Origin of the sequence: Vibrio sp. S234-5 (assembly GCF_000960595.1) — a bacterium.
Lineage (GTDB): Bacteria > Pseudomonadota > Gammaproteobacteria > Enterobacterales > Vibrionaceae > Vibrio.
On the sequence record NZ_JZAM01000168.1, the window covers coordinates 192,822 to 213,516 of the forward strand.

Annotated in this window: 18 protein-coding genes; 11 read left to right on the forward strand and 7 right to left on the reverse strand. The window is 50.6% G+C overall.

Annotated elements, in window-relative coordinates; translation table 11 throughout:
• Positions 1 to 201 precede the first annotated feature (201 nt).
• The 6 genes from murJ to ispH all read left to right on the forward strand — a co-directional run bounded on the left by murJ (position 202) and on the right by ispH (position 7,774).
• Positions 202 to 1,764 (forward strand): murein biosynthesis integral membrane protein MurJ, encoded by a 1,563-nt coding sequence (murJ, locus tag UF06_RS07875; RefSeq protein WP_045569949.1) that lies wholly within the window; start codon positions 202 to 204, stop codon positions 1,762 to 1,764.
• A gap of 72 nt (positions 1,765 to 1,836) precedes the next feature.
• Positions 1,837 to 2,772: a bifunctional riboflavin kinase/FAD synthetase gene (gene ribF / locus UF06_RS07880; protein ID WP_045569950.1), complete on the forward strand. Its 936-nt coding sequence runs from the start codon at positions 1,837 to 1,839 to the stop codon at positions 2,770 to 2,772.
• 64 nt (positions 2,773 to 2,836) lie between these two features.
• A complete protein-coding gene (ileS, locus tag UF06_RS07885; RefSeq protein ID WP_045569951.1) occupies positions 2,837 to 5,680 on the forward strand; it encodes an isoleucine--tRNA ligase in 2,844 nt (947 codons plus the stop codon).
• A 78-nt stretch (positions 5,681 to 5,758) separates the two neighbouring features.
• A complete protein-coding gene (lspA, locus tag UF06_RS07890) occupies positions 5,759 to 6,262 on the forward strand; it encodes a signal peptidase II (protein WP_045569952.1) in 504 nt (167 codons plus the stop codon).
• A 96-nt stretch (positions 6,263 to 6,358) separates the two neighbouring features.
• Positions 6,359 to 6,790 (forward strand): FKBP-type peptidyl-prolyl cis-trans isomerase, encoded by a 432-nt coding sequence (fkpB, locus tag UF06_RS07895; RefSeq protein ID WP_039440512.1) that lies wholly within the window; start codon positions 6,359 to 6,361, stop codon positions 6,788 to 6,790.
• 21 nt (positions 6,791 to 6,811) lie between these two features.
• Positions 6,812 to 7,774 carry a 4-hydroxy-3-methylbut-2-enyl diphosphate reductase gene (gene ispH, locus UF06_RS07900; protein ID WP_039440509.1) on the forward strand — a complete coding sequence of 321 codons (963 nt, stop codon included), beginning with the start codon at positions 6,812 to 6,814 and terminating at the stop codon, positions 7,772 to 7,774.
• Positions 7,775 to 7,837: 63 nt separating this feature from the next.
• Here ispH and btsR read toward each other — a convergent pair whose 3' ends face one another.
• The 3 genes from btsR to UF06_RS07915 all read right to left on the reverse strand — a co-directional run bounded on the left by btsR (position 7,838) and on the right by UF06_RS07915 (position 11,854).
• Positions 7,838 to 8,566, reverse strand: coding sequence for a two-component system response regulator BtsR (gene btsR, locus UF06_RS07905; RefSeq protein ID WP_045569953.1), 729 nt, complete (start codon positions 8,564 to 8,566; stop codon positions 7,838 to 7,840).
• Positions 8,567 to 8,592: 26 nt separating this feature from the next.
• Entirely contained in the window at positions 8,593 to 10,272 is a 1,680-nt protein-coding gene (locus UF06_RS07910) for a sensor histidine kinase (protein WP_045569954.1), read from the reverse strand.
• Between the two features lie 97 nt (positions 10,273 to 10,369).
• A complete protein-coding gene (locus UF06_RS07915) occupies positions 10,370 to 11,854 on the reverse strand; it encodes a carbon starvation protein A (RefSeq protein ID WP_045569955.1) in 1,485 nt (494 codons plus the stop codon).
• A gap of 45 nt (positions 11,855 to 11,899) precedes the next feature.
• On the opposite strand from UF06_RS07915, the gene UF06_RS26805 reads away from it, so the two are divergent.
• Both UF06_RS26805 and UF06_RS07920 read left to right on the forward strand, forming a co-directional pair.
• A complete protein-coding gene (locus UF06_RS26805) occupies positions 11,900 to 12,064 on the forward strand; it encodes a hypothetical protein (RefSeq protein WP_171816713.1) in 165 nt (54 codons plus the stop codon).
• Positions 12,065 to 12,100: 36 nt separating this feature from the next.
• Positions 12,101 to 12,442, forward strand: a complete 342-nt coding sequence (locus UF06_RS07920; RefSeq protein ID WP_045569956.1) for a DUF2799 domain-containing protein — start codon at positions 12,101 to 12,103, stop codon at positions 12,440 to 12,442.
• A 231-nt stretch (positions 12,443 to 12,673) separates the two neighbouring features.
• Here the strand turns inward: UF06_RS07920 and UF06_RS07925 are convergent, their stop codons facing one another.
• Positions 12,674 to 13,786, reverse strand: coding sequence for an anhydro-N-acetylmuramic acid kinase (locus UF06_RS07925; protein WP_045569957.1), 1,113 nt, complete (start codon positions 13,784 to 13,786; stop codon positions 12,674 to 12,676).
• A 105-nt stretch (positions 13,787 to 13,891) separates the two neighbouring features.
• On the opposite strand from UF06_RS07925, the gene nagZ reads away from it, so the two are divergent.
• The 3 genes from nagZ (at position 13,892) to tyrA (ending at position 17,287) form a co-directional block, all read left to right on the forward strand.
• The gene (gene nagZ, locus UF06_RS07930; protein WP_045569958.1) at positions 13,892 to 14,875 is read left to right on the forward strand and encodes a beta-N-acetylhexosaminidase; all 984 of its coding nucleotides are present in this window, start codon (positions 13,892 to 13,894) and stop codon (positions 14,873 to 14,875) included.
• Positions 14,876 to 15,070: 195 nt separating this feature from the next.
• On the forward strand, positions 15,071 to 16,141 hold the full coding sequence (locus tag UF06_RS07935) for a 3-deoxy-7-phosphoheptulonate synthase (RefSeq protein ID WP_045569959.1): 1,071 nt from the start codon (positions 15,071 to 15,073) through the stop codon (positions 16,139 to 16,141).
• Positions 16,142 to 16,159: 18 nt separating this feature from the next.
• Positions 16,160 to 17,287 (forward strand): bifunctional chorismate mutase/prephenate dehydrogenase, encoded by a 1,128-nt coding sequence (gene tyrA, locus UF06_RS07940; protein WP_045569960.1) that lies wholly within the window; start codon positions 16,160 to 16,162, stop codon positions 17,285 to 17,287.
• Between the two features lie 69 nt (positions 17,288 to 17,356).
• Here tyrA and UF06_RS07945 read toward each other — a convergent pair whose 3' ends face one another.
• The 3 genes from UF06_RS07945 to ettA form a co-directional block, all read right to left on the reverse strand.
• On the reverse strand, positions 17,357 to 18,361 hold the full coding sequence (locus UF06_RS07945; protein ID WP_045569961.1) for a M23 family metallopeptidase: 1,005 nt from the start codon (positions 18,359 to 18,361) through the stop codon (positions 17,357 to 17,359).
• 27 nt (positions 18,362 to 18,388) lie between these two features.
• Positions 18,389 to 18,763, reverse strand: a complete 375-nt coding sequence (locus UF06_RS07950; protein ID WP_045569962.1) for a PilZ domain-containing protein — start codon at positions 18,761 to 18,763, stop codon at positions 18,389 to 18,391.
• 115 nt (positions 18,764 to 18,878) lie between these two features.
• Positions 18,879 to 20,546, reverse strand: coding sequence for an energy-dependent translational throttle protein EttA (ettA, locus tag UF06_RS07955; protein WP_045569963.1), 1,668 nt, complete (start codon positions 20,544 to 20,546; stop codon positions 18,879 to 18,881).
• Between the last annotated feature and the right edge of the window lie 149 nt (positions 20,547 to 20,695).

A 20,695-nucleotide genomic window follows, 5' to 3' on the forward strand; every position in this document is an offset into this window, starting at 1 on the left:
GAATATCCCTCATTTATGCCCAATTGTCAAATGATTTGTGCAAAAACCCATCGAGCCAAAAGAACTTTTGGTAAGAAAGGTTAACGCGGTTAAGATGGCGTGGATTCTATCAGCATTTTCAGACCAATGCTAATAAATATCCGCTTCGATTCTAATAAAAGGCGGAGAAAGGTTAGGCTACGGTGAGATTTCGAGGTTATTGTGAGTAAACGACTCCTTAAGTCCGGCTTGATCGTCAGTGCTATGACGCTGATTTCAAGGGTTTTGGGCTTAGTACGCGATGTAGTTGTCGCGAATTTGATGGGCGCTGGAGCCAGTGCCGATGTTTTTTTCTTCGCCAATAAGATTCCTAACTTTTTAAGACGCTTGTTTGCCGAAGGGGCCTTTTCTCAAGCGTTTGTTCCCGTTCTGACGGAGTATCATGCCAGTGGAGACATGAATAAAACGCGCGATTTGATCGCGAAAGCGTCAGGAACTCTGGGAGTGATCGTCACCGTGGTGACCATTTTGGGCGTTCTCGGTTCGGGCGTGGTCAGTGCACTCTTCGGCGCTGGTTGGTTCCTGGATTGGTTGCGCGGTGGCCCCGCAGCGGAAAAGTTTGAGCTAGCGAGCTTTATCCTCAAAATTACCTTTCCCTACCTCTGGTTTATCACTTTTGTCGCGCTGTCGGGGGCGATTCTCAACACCATGGGGAAATTTGCCGTTTCCTCTTTTACCCCAGTCTTTCTCAATGTGATGATGATCTTTGCGGCTTGGTACATTGCGCCGTATCTTGCTCAGCCCGAAGTAGGCTTAGCGATAGGGGTCTTTTTAGGCGGATTGGTGCAATTTCTCTTCCAACTGCCTTTTTTAATCAAGGCCGGGGTGTTAGTGAAACCCAAATGGGGATGGCGAGATCCGGGCGTGGTCAAAATTCGCACTTTGATGCTGCCTGCGCTGTTTGGGGTTTCCGTTAGCCAAATTAACCTGCTTTTTGACACCTTTATTGCCAGCTTTTTGCAAACCGGTTCGATCTCTTGGCTCTATTATTCTGATCGCTTGCTGGAGTTCCCTCTAGGCCTGTTCGGCATTGCGATTGCGACGGTTATCTTACCTGCGCTGTCGCGTAAACACGTTGACGCACACAGCGAAGGCTTCGCCCATACCATGGATTGGGGGGTGCGCATGGTGACTTTGCTCGGCATCCCCGCCATGCTCGGACTGATGGTTTTAGCCAAACCTATGCTGATGGTGCTGTTTATGCGCGGAGAGTTTAGCCCGCAAGATGTTCATCAAGCCTCTCTATCGCTGCTGGCATACGCATCGGGCCTGCTGAATTTCATGTTGATCAAGGTTCTCGCGCCAGGGTACTACTCACGTCAGGACACCAAGACGCCGGTCAAATACGGCATCATCGCCATGGTGACCAATATGGTGTTTAACGGGATTTTCGCGTGGTTTTATGGCTATGTCGGTTTAGCCGTGGCGACGGCCCTGTCGGCCTTGGTGAATATGGCGCTGCTGTATCGTGGTTTACACCTGGCCGGGGTTTACCGAATTTCTAAGCGAACCATCTATTTTATTGCGCGTTTAATATTGGCTGGCGCTGCAATGGTTGCGGTCTTACTGTGGAAAATGGAGCAGATGTCCACTTGGTTGCAATGGACATCGGCTCATCGCGCAGGGGAGCTTATTCTGCTGATTTTGATCGGCGCAATTGCCTACTTAATCGCGGTCTTTTTGCTCGGGATCCGGCTAAAAGACCTAAAAGCTGGGACAGAGTAAGCTCGGTTAGTATATAATCCGCCAGTTTGACACTGCATAAATAGAAAAACAGAGGCACTTCGCTGCATCCAAATGGAACTGATACGAGGCATTCATAATATAAGGTCACAGCATCGTGGCTGTGTATTAACGATCGGCAATTTTGATGGTGTCCACCTTGGGCATCAGCAAGTGTTGCGTCAGGTTTCCCAGCAAGCCAGAGCCATGTCACTGCCGTCTGTGGTCATGACTTTTGAACCCCAGCCGATGGAGTTGTTTGCCAAAGAAAAGGCGCCAGCACGATTAACCCGTTTGCGGGATAAATTTGTGCAACTTGGCAAGTTAGGGCTGGATCGTTTGTTGTGTGTCAATTTCAACCGACATTTTGCCGCTCTTGATGCTGAGGCATTTATTCGCGACTTGTTGGTCGAGCGTTTGGGTGTTAAGTTTCTTGTCGTCGGTGACGATTTTTGCTTTGGCAAAGCGCGTCAAGGCAACTTCGCCATGTTGCAAGAAGCGGGGAAAAAATACGGTTTTACCGTGGTGAATACCCAAAGCTTCTGTTTAGAGCAGTTACGAGTGAGCAGCACTGCAATTCGTGAGGCGTTAGCCGATGACGACTTGCCCGCTGCGGCTCAGATGCTTGGGCGGGATTACAGCATTAGCGGCCGTGTCTCTCATGGTCGAAAATTAGGCAGGACCATCGGTTTTCCGACGGCGAATATTCCGCTTAAGCGCTGTGTTTCTCCTGTTTCTGGCGTCTACGTTGTGCAAGCGCTAGGGCTTGGGCAAAACGCCATTGGCGGCGTGGCCAACATTGGTCAGCGCCCGACAGTAAACGGCGTTCGTCAGCAGTTAGAAGTGCATTTATTCGACTTTCAGGCCAACTTGTATGGCAAACAGTTAGAAGTGGTACTTTTGAATAAGCTGCGTGATGAAAAAAAGTTTGAGTCTTTTGACGCACTCAAACGGCAAATTGAATTGGATGCTGAGGCAGCAAGGGTGTGGCTGCATCAGCTAACTCGTTGAACGGTTTATTCCACCGAACAACATAATGTCTAACTTTCGCCCAATATAACGGAATTAAGAATCGATGAGTGAGTATAAAGATACCCTGAACTTACCTGAAACAGGGTTTCCGATGCGCGGCGATCTGGCTAAACGTGAGCCAGAAATGCTAAAGCGTTGGTATCAAGAAGACCTTTACGGAGCCATCCGTGAAGCGAAAAAAGGCAAGAAATCATTTGTATTGCATGATGGTCCTCCTTATGCAAACGGTGATATTCACATTGGTCATGCACTAAACAAGATTCTTAAAGACATTATTATTAAATCCAAAACACTTTCAGGTTTTGACGCACCTTACATCCCAGGCTGGGACTGCCACGGTCTACCTATCGAACTGATGGTTGAAAAGAAAGTCGGCAAACCGGGCCAGAAAGTGACCGCAGCAGAATTTCGCGAAAAATGCCGTGAATACGCAGCCGGTCAAGTGGAAGGGCAAAAAGAGAGTTTTAAGCGTCTTGGCATCATGGGCGAGTGGGACAAACCATACCGCACTATGGATTTCGCGACCGAAGCCAACATCATCCGTGCGCTGGGTAAAATTGCCGACAACGGCCACTTACTGAAAGGGTTTAAACCGGTTCACTGGTGTACCGATTGTGGCAGCGCACTGGCAGAAGCGGAAGTTGAGTACAAAAACAAAGTGTCTCCTTCTATTGACGTTCGTTTCAAAGCAGCTGACGAAGCTGCGCTATTGGCGAAATTCGATTTAAATGAAGGTCACGAAGGTCAAGGTGACGTCTCGATCGTTATCTGGACAACCACGCCTTGGACACTCCCAGCTAACCGCGCAGTGTGTCTGCGTGAGGATCTTGAGTACGTACTGATCCAAGTTGAGGGCGATGCGGCTTCAGAGCGTCAGCCTGAGCGTATTATTGTTGCGGCTGAACTGGCCAAAGAGGTGATGGATCGCGCGGGTATCGAGCACTTCCACAACCTTGGTTTTGCCAAAGGTGCGGATCTTGAACTTGCTCAGTTCCAACACCCATTCTACGCGTTTACAGTGCCTGCGATCCTTGGCGATCACGTCACCACCGATTCGGGTACTGGTGTGGTTCATACCGCTCCGGGACACGGTCAAGAAGACTTTGCGGTCGGCCAAAAATATGGCCTTGAAGTGGCGAACCCAGTGGGTTCAAACGGCGTGTATCTGCCAGACACTGAACTGTTTGCCGGTCAACACGTCTTTAAAGCGAATGATGCTGTTGTTGAAACGCTAAAAGAAAAAGGCGCATTACTGCATCATCACGCTTACGAGCATAGCTACCCGCACTGCTGGCGCCACAAAACGCCAATCATCTTCCGTGCAACTCCGCAATGGTTCGTTTCGATGGACCAAGCAGGCCTGCGTGCCAAAGCACTAGAGTCGATCAAAGGCGTTCAGTGGATGCCAGAGTGGGGTCAAAGCCGCATTGAAGGGATGATCGAAGGTCGCCCAGAATGGTGTATCTCACGTCAACGTACTTGGGGTGTGCCCATTGCCCTGTTCGTGCACAAAGAAACCGCAGAGCTGCATCCAAACTCGCTTGAGCTGATTGAAAAAGTGGCTCAAGTAGTTGAACAAAAAGGCATTCAAGCGTGGTGGGATCTTGACGCCGCAGAACTGCTCGGCGAAGAAGCGCCGCAGTATGAAAAAGTACTCGATACCTTAGACGTTTGGTTTGATTCTGGCGTAACACACTACGCAGTCGTTGATAAACGTGAAGAGTTCAACGGAGCGGAAGCGGACATGTACCTTGAAGGTTCGGACCAACACCGCGGTTGGTTCCAGTCTTCGCTCATCTCTTCGATCGCAATGAAAGGCAAAGCGCCTTACAAGCAAGTATTGACGCACGGTTTCGTGGTCGATGGCCAAGGCCGTAAGATGTCAAAATCTATTGGTAACGTGGTCGCGCCAAAAGATGTCACCAACAAGCTAGGTGCAGATATTCTGCGTCTGTGGGTTGCTTCAACCGATTATACGGGCGAAGTGGCGGTTTCTGATGAGATCCTCAAGCGTTCGGCCGATGCTTACCGTCGTATCCGTAACACGGCGCGTTTCTTCTTGGCGAACTTGAACGGTTTCAATCCAGAAACGGATATCGTGCCCGCCGATGAGATGGTTGCACTGGATCGCTGGGCGGTAGGCCGTGCATTGGCGGCGCAGAACGAGATCGTTAAAGCGTATGAAGAGTACAACACGCACGGTGTAACGCAGCGTCTGATGCACTTCTGTTCTATCGAGATGGGTTCATTCTATCTTGACGTGATCAAAGACCGTCAGTACACCGCGAAACGCGGTGGTCATGCACAGCGCAGCTGTCAAACCGCGCTGTACTACATCGTCGAAGCGTTGGTGCGTTGGATGGCGCCAATCATGTCGTTTACCGCTGATGAAATCTGGAACCAGATGCCGGGTGAGCGTGACAAGTTTGTCTTCACTGGTGAATGGTTCGACGGTCTGTTTGGTCTTACAGAAGGTGAAGAGCTCAATAACGCATTCTGGTCTGAAATCCAGAAAGTGCGTGGTGCAGTCAACAAACTGCTTGAAGCAGCACGCAGCGAGAAGACCATTGGTGGCTCACTGCAAGCGGAACTGACGCTGTTTGCCAGCGACGATCTTGCAGCGAAAATCAACAAACTTGACGATGAGTTGCGTTTCGTTCTGCTGACTTCGGCCGCCACCGTTAAACCGCTGGGCGAGAAGTCAGACGCGGCGCAAGCCACCGACATTGAAGGTCTGTTTGTTGAAGTGCGTGCAACGGAAGCTGAGAAGTGTGACCGTTGTTGGCACCACACGCCAGACGTTGGCACCATCGCAGGTCACGAGAAAATCTGTGGTCGCTGTGTCTCTAACGTCGATGGCGAAGGCGAAGTGCGTAAGTTTGCCTAATTGTCGGCGAGCGAAAGACTGAACTTTTTATCGTAATTGCAGCCCCAGTATTCACTGGGGCTATTTTTAGGAATTAAGATGAGCGAAAAAGCACTGACGTTAAAGCAATCTGGGGTGCGCTGGCTGTGGTTAGCCTTTGTGGTGTTTGTGGCCGATATTGGCATCAAATTTGTGGTGATGGAGAAGATGGGTTACGGCTGGGCCAATCGCATTGAAGTCCTGCCATTCTTTAATTTGCTGTATGTGCACAACTATGGCGCCGCTTTCAGTTTTCTCAGTGATCAAGAGGGTTGGCAGCGTTGGTTGTTCACCGGTATTGCTTTTGCGGTTACGGGCCTATTGACCTATTGGATGAGCAAACTCTCCGCGAAAGAAAAATGGAACAACATTGCTTATGCGATGATTATTGGCGGAGCCGTAGGCAACGTCTTTGACCGTTTAGTACATGGTTTTGTGGTCGATTACTTGGACTTTTTCTGGGGTAACTACCACTGGCCAGCCTTTAACTTAGCCGATGCAGCCATCTGCTTTGGCGCCGCGATGATCATCTTAGATGGTTTTCGTCGCAAAGAATCTCAATAAAAACCAATAACCCTAAGCGCTGTCCGTTGATTCGGTCAGCGCTTTTGTCTATAACGAGCAAGCAACTGCCACCGTTTTCTACAAGGAAGCCGTAACGTGACCACTATTACCCAACAATCTGCCGTAACGCTGCACTTTACGATTAAAATGAAAGATGGCTCTGTCGCCGATAGCACGCATAACATGGGCAAACCAGCGAAGTTTGTCATGGGCGATGGCAGCCTGAGTGACAACTTCGAGCAGTGTCTGCTTGGGTTGCAAGCGGGCGAAAACAAGTCAATTGAACTCAAAGCGCAAGATGCCTTTGGGTTGCCCAATCCGGATCATATCCACCACATGGACCGCGCACGTTTTGTTGGCGATGCCGCGGTGGAAGTCGGAACGATCATGGCCTTTGCCGGACCCGATGGGATGGAGATCCCGGGCATCATTACCGAAATCGCCGGAGATTCGGTGACGGTTGATTTTAACCACCCACTCGCCGGGCAAGATGTGACTTTTGAAGTTGAAATTTTGTCAGTAGAATAGCCAGCCAAAAGATAACTACCCATGAGCAATGAAATGAAAATCCTGTTAGCCAACCCGCGTGGATTCTGTGCCGGAGTCGATCGTGCCATCAGCATTGTTGAGCGCGCACTGGAACTGTATCAGCCGCCGATTTATGTTCGCCATGAAGTGGTGCACAACCGTTTTGTGGTCGAAGGGCTGAAGCAACGCGGTGCGGTGTTTGTGGAGGAGCTTCATGAAGTGCCGGATAACAACATCGTCATTTTCTCTGCTCATGGTGTCTCTCAAGCCGTGCGTCAGGAAGCGAAAGAGCGCGATCTCACCGTGTTCGATGCGACCTGTCCTCTGGTTACCAAGGTGCACATGGAGGTGGCGCGCGCCAGTCGCCGCAGTATGGAAGTGGTGCTGATTGGCCACGCCGGTCATCCGGAAGTCGAAGGAACCATGGGTCAATATGCCAGCCAGCAGGGCGGCATGTATCTGGTTGAAAAACCGGAAGATGTTATTGGCCTTAAAGCGGTGGTGAAAGATCCGAGCAATCTGCACTACGTCAGTCAAACCACCTTGTCGGTGGATGAGACCGCCGATGTGATTGATGAACTGCGCCGCGTGTTCCCTGATATCCAAGGCCCACGCAAAGACGATATCTGCTACGCGACACAAAACCGTCAAGACGCGGTGCGTGAGCTAGCCAGTGAGGTTGATGTGATGGTGGTGGTGGGGTCAAAGAACTCCTCGAACTCAACACGTCTCAAAGAGCTTGCAGAAAAACTCGGCACGCCTGCCTATCTGACCGACTGCCCGCAGGATATACAGCCAGTGTGGTTTGACGGGAAAGTCAAAGTCGGTGTCACCGCAGGCGCCTCTGCGCCAGAAGAGTTGGTCAATCAGATCTTGGATCGCATCAAAGAGCTGGGCGCACAATCGGTTGAAGAGGTGCTAGGCCGCGAAGAGAATATGTTCTTTGAAGTGCCGAAAGAGCTGCAAATTAAGCAAGTTGATTAAGAACGGTGAAACGAAGAAGGCGACTAATTGGGTCGCCTTTTGCATTTTTGCCACTTAGTGTGGCTACTGGTAAATGCCAAGCATCTCTTTGAGTAATTTAAGATAGCGGCGACTGACCGGAATGGTAAAACCCGTGCGGGTGATGATTTCGGCTAAGCCATTGTCCAACAATTTGATTTCACTGATTGCTTTGATCGCCACCAAATACTGCCGGTGGCAGCGTACCAGTGGTGTTTTCTCTTCCAGCGTTTTTAACGTCAGTTGGGTGCTGGCGGTTTGATTGATGGAGCGCACATGCACGCCACTAATATCGCTGTAAGCGCATTCGACGTTGTCCGTGGCCATGATCACAATCCGGTTGTGGCCGATACACGGGATTTGGTCCAGCGTTTCAGGGGCGATGCCGGACAAATGCTGGCTGAGCGCCGACTGGCTGGCGGCGCGATTTAGGCGTTTTACGGTCTTTTTCAGCCGCTCGGGGTCGACGGGTTTAAGCAGGTAATCAAAGGCATTGTCTTCAAAAGCTTGAATCGCGTACTGATCGTAAGCGGTGACAAACACCACATACGGCATGGTTTCTGGGTCCATCATGCCGAGCAGCTCTATGCCGGTCACTTGGGGCATCTGAATGTCGAGAAACACCACATCGGGTTTGAGCTCGTTGATTTTTTTCAATCCCATGATGGCATTGGCCGCATCGCCAATCACCTCGATCTCACCCGTTTCCCCAAGCAGCTCGCAAAGCTCGTCACGAGCAAAAGGTTCGTCATCAATTACCAGTGCGGTCAACATCCGTATAGTCCCTGTGTTACAGCCATTCAGCTCATCAACGCTGAGTGCGGAATGATAAAGGTCATTTTAGTAAATTGATGCGGTATCGCTTGAATTTTTAGTGCTGCATCACGGCCAAAGTGATGGCTCAAGCGTTTATCGACAATCTCCATGCCAAGCCCGCAGTGATCCTCACTCGGCGCTTGGTAACAACCTGCGTTGTCTTCAACGGTGATGGCGTAGCCTGTTGGGCTCTTTTCGCTGTAGATGCGCACCAAGCCGCCTTCGAGCAAGTTGGAAATACCATGCTTCACTGCATTTTCGACCAAAGGCTGCAAGGTAAAGCTCGGCAGTTTTACCTCCAGCAGTTCGGCGGCGATGTCGATTTCCACGTCGAGACGATCAGCAAAGCGCGCTTTTTCAATGCTCAGGTAGGCGTTGACGTGCGCCAGCTCTTCTTTGAGCGTGACGGTATTGATGTTTTGCTTAAGGTTGCTGCGAAAGAAATGGGAGAGATTTTGTATCAGCTCGCGCGCTTTGTCAGGGTCGCGGCGGATCACGGCACTGATGGTATTGAGCGCGTTGAAGAGAAAGTGCGGGTTGACTTGTGCGTGCAGCAGTTTGATTTCCGATTGTGTCAGTAAGGTTTGTTGTTGCTGATAATCGCCATAGAGAATTTGGCTGGAAAGCAACTGGGCGATGCCTTCTGCCATCGACATATTGATGGTGGAGAAGAGTTTACGTTTGGGCTCGTACAGCTTGATGGTGCCGACCACCTCTTTGCCTGCGCGCAGCGGAATGATCAACGCCGCGCCCAATTTACAGTCGGCAGCCAGTGAACATTGATAAGGGCGCTCACTGCCATCGAGATAAATGATCGCATTCTGCGCCATCGAATCGAGCGTGCTTTGCGACGAGATTGGCGTGTTGGGTTTGTGGTGGTCATCGCCAATGCCGACAAACGCGAGGATCTTCTCTTGATCGGTGATCGCCACTGCGCCGACATTGGTCTCTTCGTAGACGATGCGGGCAATTTTCTCGGCATTGGTGCTGTTAAAGCCGCTGTGCAAGATACCGACCGAGCGATCGGCAATGGTCAGTGCGCGGCGGGAAAAGGTGGCGGAGTATTTTTCGAAGATGGTTTTTCTGTCTTGCAGAATGCTCATAAACAGCGCTGCGCCGACCGAGTTGGCGATGATCATCGGCGCGGCAATCGCCGACACCAGAGCGTAGGCTTCTGAGTAGGGTTTGGCTACCACCAGCAAGATGATCATCTGCATGATCTCGGCAAAAAAAGTGATGCCAAACACCACTGAAGGGTTAAACAGTTGTGCCCCTTTGTTTTTCTTGAGCAGATAGACATGCAATAGGCCACCAATCAGCCCTTCTGTCGTGGTGGAGATGGCGCAGGCGAGATCGGTAAAACCGCCTAAGGTGTAACGGTGAATACCGCCAGTAAAGCCAACCGCAAAACCAACCACTGGGCCGCCAAACAACCCGCCCATCACCGCACCAATTGCGCGAGTGTTGGCAATGGCATCGTTGATATGCAGGCCAAAATAGGTGCCCAGAATACAAAAGGCAGAGAACAGCAGGTAGCACAGCAAGCGGTGACTCAGGCGTGACGAGATGTTGAGCATCGGCAAGATGAGCGGGGTTTTACTCAGCATATAAGCCAACACCAAGTAAACACACATCTGCTGCAGTAGCGAGATAACCAGTTCCATAACGACTCTTCTGTGACTGAACAGGGTTTATTGTATGGCAAAGAAAAAGAGTCTGCGACTGGGCAGACTCTTGGTTTAGGCACTCATGGCGTGGTGCTTACGCGGTTTCGGAAACCGCTTGTGGTTTTTCTTCATCCGCTAGCTCGCGCTCGCCTTTGCCTTTGGAGATCTTGATCACGTAGCCCGTTACCACCAGCGAGAAGATAAGGCCAGCAATGGTGGAAATCTGCATTGGAAAACCAAAGCCCAGCGCGCTGTTGTTGAGGATAAAGCTGACGCACACTGTGGTCATAAAGAAGGCCGGAACCGTGGTGATCCAGTGCAGCTTGTTGTGGCGTAGCAGGTAAGCCGACGCTGTCCACAGCATCATCACTGCGGTCGTTTGGTTGGCAAAACCAAAGTAGCGCCAGATGATGCCAAAATCCACCTGAGTCAGAATCGCACCAAGGACGAACAGCGGAACGGCCATCAGCAGGCGATTGCGCAGGGTTTTCTGCTCCATGTTGAAGTATTCCGCTAAGATCAAACGGCTGGAACGAAACGCCGTGTCACCCGAGGTGATTGGCAGAATCACCACACCTAGGAAGGCAATCACACCACCAAACACGCCAAGCAGGCCAAATGACGCACTGTAAACCACGTTGCCAGGGCCACCGTTTTTCACCGCTTCAGAAAGGGCGTCCAGTGAACCAAAGAAAGACAGAGCAATAGCACACCAGATAAGTGCAATGATGCCTTCACCAATCATCGCACCGTAGAAGACAAAGCGGCCATTTTTCTCATTTTCCATACAACGCGCCATCAGCGGTGATTGCGTGGCGTGGAAGCCTGAAATCGCACCGCAAGCGATGGTGATAAACAGCGCGGGCCAGAGCGGCATATCGTTCGGGTTGAGGTTGGAGAACATGTCAGTGACTTGGAAATCCCCCATCACTGTGTGTTCAGGCGAAAGGGCAATCGCGCTCATCAGGCCAACCGACATGAAGATCAGCAGCGCGCCGAACAGTGGGTAAAAGCGACCAATGATTTTGTCGACAGGCACGATCGTCGCGATGATGTAGTAAGCAAAAATGATCACCACCATGCTTGTCATGCTCACCGAGAAGCTGGTTTGGTCGTTGATCAGGTTAGTAATCATGCCCGCAGGCGCAGAGACAAACACCACACCGACCAGCAGCAATAAAACAATGGCAAAAATGTTCATGAAATGTTTCGCGCCATTGCCTAAGTAGCGGCCAGTGATGGTTGGCACAGAAGCGCCACCGTTACGTACGGAAAGCATGCCAGAGAAGTAATCGTGCACCGCACCAGCAAAAATACAGCCGACCACAATCCACAACATGGCGGCTGGGCCGTAAAGAGCGCCCATGATCGGGCCAAAAATCGGGCCGACACCGGCGATATTCAGCAGTTGCACCAAATACACTTTGGGCGTTGACATCGGCACGTAGTCGACGCCATCGGTTTTGGTGTGGGCTGGAGTTTGGCGATGTTCGTTGATACCAAATACTTTCTCAACGAAAGCGCCGTAGATGAAGTATCCGCCAATCAGGGCAGCGACACAGGATAGAAACCACATCATAGCAATTTGTCCTTGGATAATAGTTAAGCTCAAGGTGGAGAGTAAGTGACTCTCTGCCCAGTTGCACTGGCTTCTAACTTGAGTGGTCGCATAGCCAGACGAGTGGTCGCTATGGCGACTCAGTGGTTTCTCGTCTGCGTGAGCGGTCTGCTGACGGGGCGAGTGGTTTATTTGGCCCTTGATGCGGCGAGTGGGAGATTTAAGTGGTAAGGTTATTGGATAAAACAATGAGTTAAGGAAAGAAAAATGAAACAGAGCGCATTAGGCGTACTGCTGGTGGCCTTGGTCGGCTGCGCGTCGAGCACCGAGGAGTTGGCCAAAGCGGGCGAGTGGTATCAGGTCGGCTATCAAGATGGGGTGAATGGGCGTACCCAACGCAGCTTTAAAGCGCTCGCTGCACTGGGCGAGGTGAATAAAAGTGATTATGACCAAGGTTATCTGCAAGGCGTGGATGAATATTGCAACGCGGATTTTGCCTATCAAATTGGCCTGTCGGGCTCCTATTACGAAGGGGTGTGCGAAGGCACCGAACAGGCGCAGCGCTTTCGCATGGAGTGGCAACGTGGCTGGAATGAGTACCAGCAATAAATCCGCCATTGGGTAGAAAAAATCATCGGGCGAGTGCAAATTTGCCACAATAGTGATCACTTTGCGCCCAAGGTCGGTGAAACGTTGGTTTCCTTGATCAAGGAACAAACGGCTGAAAATAAAGTCAGCGAGAGAAAAGTTACTTAAAAAGTGACTTAGAGAAAAGTCAGCAGAAGAAAAGCTCAGACAAAAAGGTGGCAGCTAAATCGGCCACCTTGCTCTTTTCTGCTGTTACGCTTTTGGATAAAGCACGCCAAGGCAAGCAAGGCGGCTTGCGCCTGTCACCTCAGGCAGATTACTTGGCAGGCGATGCACGTGGCGATACGCCAGCCAAGCAAACGCCATTGCTTCCATGTTATCGCCATCGACGCCTTTCTCGCTCGTCGTCGCGACTTGCCACAGTGGCAAGCGCTGCGCTAAGCGCTGCATCAACAGCGGATTACGCGCCCCGCCGCCACACACCAGCAGTTGCGGGTTCGCTCCGAAGGCATGTTTTTCGACTTCGTTGGCGATGGTCAGCGCCGAGTACTCGCACAAGGTGCGCTGCACATCTTCGACTGAGTAGTCATGAGTGCCAAGCATCTCATCCAGCCATTCGCTATTAAACAGCTCGCGCCCGGTACTTTTGGGGGGCTGCTTGGTCAAATAAGGCTCTTGTAACAGACGCGCCAGCAAGTTGCGATCCACTTCTCCTTGGCAGGCGAGTCGCGCGTCTTGGTCATAGCTTCGCTGCGTGTGCCGTTCACACCACGCATCCATCAGCATGTTGCCGGGGCCAGTATCATACCCGGTGACCCTTTGTTTTGGATGAAGCACGGAGATGTTGGCGATTCCGCCGATGTTCAACACCACGGTGGTTGAGTCCTGCATGGCAAATATGGCTTGGTGAAATGCCGGTACTAACGGCGCACCCTGACCACCTAAAGCGATGTCTTTGCGGCGAAAATCCGCCACGGTGTCAATCTCAGTGCGCACCGAGATAATATTGGCATCGCCCAGTTGAGTGGTAAACGGAGATGGCCCGGTTGGTTGGTGAAAAACAGTTTGTCCATGATTGCCAATCGCGCTCACTTGGCTGGCTTGTATGCCCGTTTTGTTCAGAAGTGCGAGTACGGCGTCGGCAAACAGGTGGCCGAGTTGGTGGTCGAGCTCACCCAGAGTGCGCAAATCGGTACTTTGCCCAGTACAGACAGAAAGCAGTTGCTGCTTTAATGACGTTGGCAGTGGATGATCGTGGTGCGCGAGCAAGCGCACTTGCCCTTGGTTGATTTCAACCAGCGCAGTGTCGACGCCATCCATGCTGGTGCCCGACATCACACCGATATACAGCTCTTTCTCTTGCATCCTGATTTCCCCGCCGTTTTTTCCTCATGCAAAGCATTGTAATGCAAATTCATTCGGAATAACCTCATTTAGTTTTAACCAATATCAGCTGTTTGGAGAGAGAAAATGGGACCGTTATGGGTGGATGTCGCAGGTTACGAACTGGATGCAGAAGATAAAGAAGTTCTTGCTCATCCGACTGTTGGTGGCTTGATTCTGTTTACGCGCAATTATCACGACAGTCAGCAACTGCAAGCCTTAGTGGCGTCGATTCGCCGTACAGTCAAGCGCCCGTTTCTGATTGGCGTCGACCAAGAAGGTGGACGAGTACAGCGTTTTCGCGAAGGTTTCTCACTCATTCCTGCTGCGGCTGAATACGCCAAGCATGCGCAAGGGGAAGCACTCGCGCGCATGGGCGGTTGGCTGATGGCGGCCGAGCTGATTGCGCACGATATCGACCTCAGTTTTGCCCCAGTGCTGGATAAAGGCTTTGCCTGCAAAGCGATTGGTAATCGGGCCTTTGGTGAAGAGACACACACCATCTTGCGCCACAGCAGCGCTTATATGCAAGGGATGCGCAGTATCGGGATGGCGACCACAGGTAAGCACTTCCCCGGTCACGGTGGCGTGATTGCCGATTCGCACTTAGAGACACCGATTGATGAGCGCGATGACCTATGGCAAGAGGACATGGCGATTTTCAAAGCGCAAATTGAGGCAGGAATGTTGGATGCCATGATGCCCGCGCACGTTATCTATCCCCACTATGACTCCCAACCTGCCAGCGGTTCATCATATTGGTTAAAACAGGTACTTCGCCAAGAATTAGGCTTTAAAGGGCTGATTTTCTCTGATGATCTTACTATGGAAGGCGCGGCTGTGATGGGAGGCCCTGCAGAGCGGGCCAAGCAAGCGTTACACGCTGGATGTGACATGCTGCTGATGTGCAATAAACGTGACGCGCAAGTCGCAGCGCTGGATAGTTTGCCTATCACTTCCGTGCCTAGCGCGGTAGCACTGTTGAAGAAGCGGAGCTTTAGCTTAGATGAGTTGACACGCTCTCAAGAGTGGAAAACGGCCCGTGATACCTTGCAGCGTTTGTTGCCATAAAAGTGAGAAAAGAAGCGCTTAAGCGATGAATTCTCATCAATACGCATTTTATCTTTGGTGTAATTTAAAATTTACACTAAATGTTTTTTTATCTTTACGGTTGATTTTCTTTTCCAGCCTGTTATTTTGTCATCAAGGTTGATTGAGCTGCCTTATGGATTTGAATTGTAAAAAATAATATACAGGTTGAGAGTTATGCGTAAAAGTGAGTTGAGTAATATTAATATCAGTGATGAACAGATTCTGATCACGCCCGATCAGTTAAAAGCCAAGTTGCCTCTCAGTGACAAAGCGCGTGGCTTTATTCAGCAATCACGCAATACCATCGCGAACATTATCCATAAGCAAGATCACCGCTTGCTGGTGGTTTGCGGCCCTTGCTCAATTCACGACCTTGCTGCGGCGAAGGATTATGCACGTCGATTAAAAGCACTCTCACAACAACTTGATGATCAACTGTATATTGTTATGCGTGTTTACTTTGAAAAGCCGCGCACCACTGTGGGTTGGAAAGGATTGATTAACGATCCTCATCTGGATGGTAGCTTCGACATTGAACACGGCCTGCATGTCGGCCGTCAGCTTCTAGTGGAATTGGCTGAAATGGAGATCCCGCTCGCGACCGAAGCGCTCGACCCTATTAGCCCGCAGTACCTTGCAGATACTTTCAGTTGGGCCGCGATTGGTGCGCGAACCACGGAATCGCAAACACACCGAGAAATGGCGAGTGGCCTTTCGATGCCAATTGGTTTCAAAAACGGCACCGATGGCAGTTTGTCTACGGCAATTAATGCGATGCAAGCGGCTTCGTCAAGTCACCGTTTCATGGGGATCAACAGCGAAGGTCAGGTGGCACTTCTGACTACGCAAGGCAACCCAAATGGTCACGTGATTTTACGTGGCGGTAAGCAGACCAATTACGATTCAGTGTCCGTGGCTGAGTGTGAGCAAGAGATGGCGAAAATGGGCTTGGATGCGTCATTGATGGTCGATTGTAGTCACGCCAACTCACGTAAAGATTACCGTCGTCAGCCTTTGGTCGCGGAAGATGTGATTCATCAGATCCGCGAAGGCAACAAATCAATTATTGGTTTGATGATTGAAAGCCATATTAACGCAGGCAATCAATCGTCGGAATTGCCACTGAGTGAAATGCAATACGGGGTTTCTATCACCGACGCCTGTATTGATTGGGATACCACAGAGGCACTGCTGCGCAAAGCGCACAAAGAGCTAGTGCCATTTTTACAACAACGTCTGAAGTAACAGTAAACAAGGGATATCATGGCTGTTGAACTCAACGCATTGCGCGATCAAATTGATGCCGTCGACAAACAAATGCTGGAACTGCTCGCACAGCGTCTCGCTTTGGTGGAAAAGGTGGGAGAAGTGAAAAGCCAGCACGGCTTGCCCATCTATGCCCCCGATCGAGAGGCGGCCATGCTGGCATCACGCAGAGCAGAAGCTCAGGCGATGGGCATCCCCCCGCAGTTGATTGAAGATATTTTGCGTCGTGTGATGCGCGAGTCCTACGCCAGTGAAAAAGATTCCGGTTTCAAGTGTCTCAATCCAGAACTGCGCTCGGTGGTGATCATTGGTGGTCATGGCCAATTGGGCGGGTTGTTTGCGCGCATGTTCCGTTTGTCTGGTTACAGCGTAAAAGTGTTGGGTAGCCAAGATTGGCCACATGCCGATGAGATCCTTGATGGTGCGGGCTTAGTGGTTGTCACTGTGCCGATTCATTTAACCCAAGGTGTGATCGATAAGTTAGGGAATCTGCCGCAAGACTGCATTTTGTGCGACCTGACCTCCATCAAAGCCAAGCCGTTGCAGGCGATGCTCAAAGTGCATCGCGGGCCAGTTGTCGGCTTACACCCGATGTTTGGCCCGGATGTACCGAGCTTGGCCAAGCAGGTGATTGTCTGCTGCGATGGTCGAGACAGCGAAGCCTATCAGTGGCTATTGCAACAGTTTGTTATTTGGGGAGCGAGCGTGTGTCAAATCGATGCAGCGGAGCATGATCATGGCATGACGTTGATCCAAGCGCTACGCCACTTTACCTCGTTCGCTTACGGGATGCATTTGAGCAAAGAGAATCCGAGTCTAGACAAGTTGATGAAACTCAGCTCGCCGATTTATCGTTTAGAGCTGGCGATGGTCGGAAGGCTTTTTGCCCAGGATCCGAATCTGTACGGCGACATCATTCTCTCTTCCGAAGAGAATATTGAGATGATCAAACGTTTCCATCAACGCTTTGGTGACGCGCTTGCTCTGCTTGAGCAGCATGATAAAAGCAGTTTTGTTGAGAGCTTCAAACAGGTCAGTCAGTGGTTTGGCAGCTATTCGCAGCAATTTATGGCCGAGAGCCAAAACTTGCTTAAACAAGCGAATGACAACATTCATCGTGGATGAGGCCGTTGCCTACGTGACACAAAACGAAAAGAGCAGCGCGAAGCTGCTCTTTTGCTATCTGCGGCCTGCTTAGTTGGTTTGCAGCGGCTCTACACTGGGCGTTTCTTCGCTGGCAACCGTCTCCATGCTCGCATCGCGATACGGTGAATTGGTCAGATTGACTTGCAGGCGCACCACGCTGCTGATCATCTCCACCAAAGGGGCCCACTTAACCGTTTTCTCTTTTTCAAACAGATGGTTGAAGTTTTCTGGTGTCCAATCCATCAAGTATTGCGGGTTGAGTGCCCGACCAAGAAAACGCACTTCGTAATGCAGATGAGGCCCCGTTGAATTGCCAGAGTTTCCACAGGTGGCAATCACATCGCCTTTACTGACGAACTGGCCACTTTTCACTTTGAAATGCTGCAAATGCGCATACGAACTCATAAAACCAAAAGAGTGACGCATGGTCAGGAAGTTACCAAAACCGTTTTTACTCGGGCGCACCGTTTCTACCACACCATCAGCCGGCGCGACGATCTCTTCGCCGCGTTTACAGGTGAGATCAATCCCCGTGTGTGTGTGGCGTTTTCCGGTGATCGGGTTAGTGCGGCGACCGAAAGAGGAGGAGATCCGCTGGTAAGCCATCGGCGTATCATTCGGCAATAGGCGGAACATGGTCGCGCGCACCGCTGAGTCGACCGCCGCGGCATCGATGCGGTTCTCGAGATTGGCCTCGTCAATCAGCAGTTCTTCGTCGGCAAGGCCGAGCACGGATTCCACATCAAAGACACGTTTGCCAAGTAATTGGATTTGATTGCTTTTCTCGGTCAATGATTGAGAAAGCGAGTGGTTTACATCCAACTGCTCTTGATATTCCATCTCTAACTGCTGCTTTTCAGCAGTGAGATGAGCGATTTGTGACTGCAGAGACTGCGATTCACCGCTTTGCTTTTGGTACAAATACCAACCGCCACCCAGTGAGATCGGTAAGGCGGTCAGGGAAAGCAAAATGGTAAAGACAGTGCCTTTAGCCAAATAAAAAAACTGATCCCCATTTTGAGTGGGGATCTGCATGGTAATTTTCTTGGACATCGTTACTTCGACTTATCGAGCAGACAATTAGTCTTCAAGCTCACCGAGATCAGAGAGAAATTCTATTTCTCTGTGCAGGAGAGCATCATCACCGACATTGAGTTCAACCAAGCGTTTCAAATGGCTGATACTTTCGATATCAATGTGATTAATTTTAAGCCTAATCGTCTGTTGATCAAAGCCTACTACCGCTGCTTCGAGACTAATATCAATATCACTATCTGAAAGTGTGAAGTACACCAACACCAGATCGTCGTGGTTTAACTTGTGAATTGAGTCTGTTCGCAGTAACAACCCGTGCAATGAGAGATCCTGAATGGTGGTGTCTAGCACCAGATCACCTTGCACCAGACGTGCTGGAACTTGATAGATAATTCGGGAAAATCGACGTCGTTCAGCCATGTTTACTCTCTCAATTGACGATTTAGGGTTGCTTGGCAACAGGAAACATAAGACCGTATTTGCAATAAAGGCCGCTATATTAGCGGCCCTTGCACAAATTTCAAGCAGTAATGCGTTATTTGGTAATACGCTTGTATTTGATACGATGAGGCTCTGCTGCCGCTGGACCGAGGGTCTTTTTCAGCCACTCCATGTACTCAGTATAGTTGCCTTCGTAGAAGTTGACCTGACCTTCATCACGGTAATCAATGATGTGCGTGGCGATACGGTCAAGGAACCAACGGTCGTGCGAGATCACCATGGCACAGCCTGGGAACTCAAGCAACGCTTCTTCCAACGCACGCAGTGTTTCAACATCGAGATCGTTGGTCGGTTCGTCGAGTAGCAGAACGTTGCCGCCTGCTTTTAGCAGCTTCGCCAAGTGCACGCGGTTGCGCTCACCTCCTGATAGCTCACCGATGACCTTCTGTTGATCGACGCCTTTGAAGTTGAAGCGAGAGCAGTAGGCGCGCGCTTGGATTTCAAAGTTATTGATCTTGATGATATCAGCGCCTTCGGAGATCTCTTTGAACACGGTGTTTTTGTCGTTCATCGAATCACGGAACTGATCAACCGACGCCAGTTTCACTGTATCACCCATTTCGATGGTGCCGGAATCGGGTTGCTCAACACCGCTGAGCATCTTGAACAGTGTCGATTTACCCGCGCCGTTAGCACCAATGATGCCGACGATGGCGCCTTTAGGAATGCTGAAAGAAAGATTGTCGATCAACACGCGACCGTCAAACGATTTGGTCAGATTCTTCACTTCAATGACTTTGTCACCTAAGCGCTCACCTGGCGGAATGAAGAGCTCGTTGGTCTCATTACGCTTTTGATGATCAGTGCTTTGTAGCTCTTCAAAACGAGCCATACGCGCTTTTGACTTCGCCTGACGGCCTTTTGGATTTTGGCGAACCCATTCCAGCTCTTTCTCAATGGTCTTTTGGCGCGCTTTTTCTTGAGACGCTTCTTGTTGCAGACGCGCATCCTTCTGCTCTAGCCAAGAGGTGTAGTTGCCTTGCCAAGGAATACCTTCACCACGGTCCAGTTCCAGAATCCAGCCAGCGGCGTTATCTAGGAAGTAACGGTCGTGGGTGATGGCCACTACGGTACCGGAGTAATCAACCAAGAAGCGCTCTAGCCAAGCCACTGACTCTGCGTCCAAGTGGTTGGTCGGTTCGTCGAGCAGCAACATGTCTGGTTTTTCTAGCAACAGGCGACAAATCGCAACGCGACGACGTTCACCACCCGACAAGTGGGCAATTTTTTGATCCCATTCTGGCAGGCGCAGTGCATCTGCTGCACGCTCCAGCGCGTTGTCGAGGTTGTGACCGTCTTTGGCTTGGATCAATGCTTCCAATTCGCCTTGCTCTTTGGCCAGTGCATCAAAATCTGCATCCGGATCAGCGTAGGCCGCATAAACCTCATCCAAACGTTTCAGCGCGCCAGCGACATCACCAACCGCTTCTTCGACCACTTCACGTACGGTTTTGCTCTCGTCCAGCACAGGTTCCTGTGGCAGATAGCCAACTTTCAACCCCGGCTGAGGACGTGCTTCACCGTCAATATCGGTGTCGATGCCTGCCATGATGCGTAGCAGGGTAGATTTACCAGAACCGTTTAGACCCAAGACACCGATTTTTGCGCCTGGGAAGAAGCTAAGAGAAATGTCTTTCAGAATTTGACGCTTAGGTGGCACGATTTTGCTCACCCGCGACATGGTATATACGTATTCAGCCATTGCCGATCGTTCCTAAGATTAAAATCCACGTAAGGGCGCCATTTTATATCAACTGACGCCCGTTTGTTACTGTCGAAGGTGATTTTAGTCGCCTTGAATCAAAGCGCAATCTGACTGACGATGGTCTGTCAGGTGTTGGTTAAGTGAGT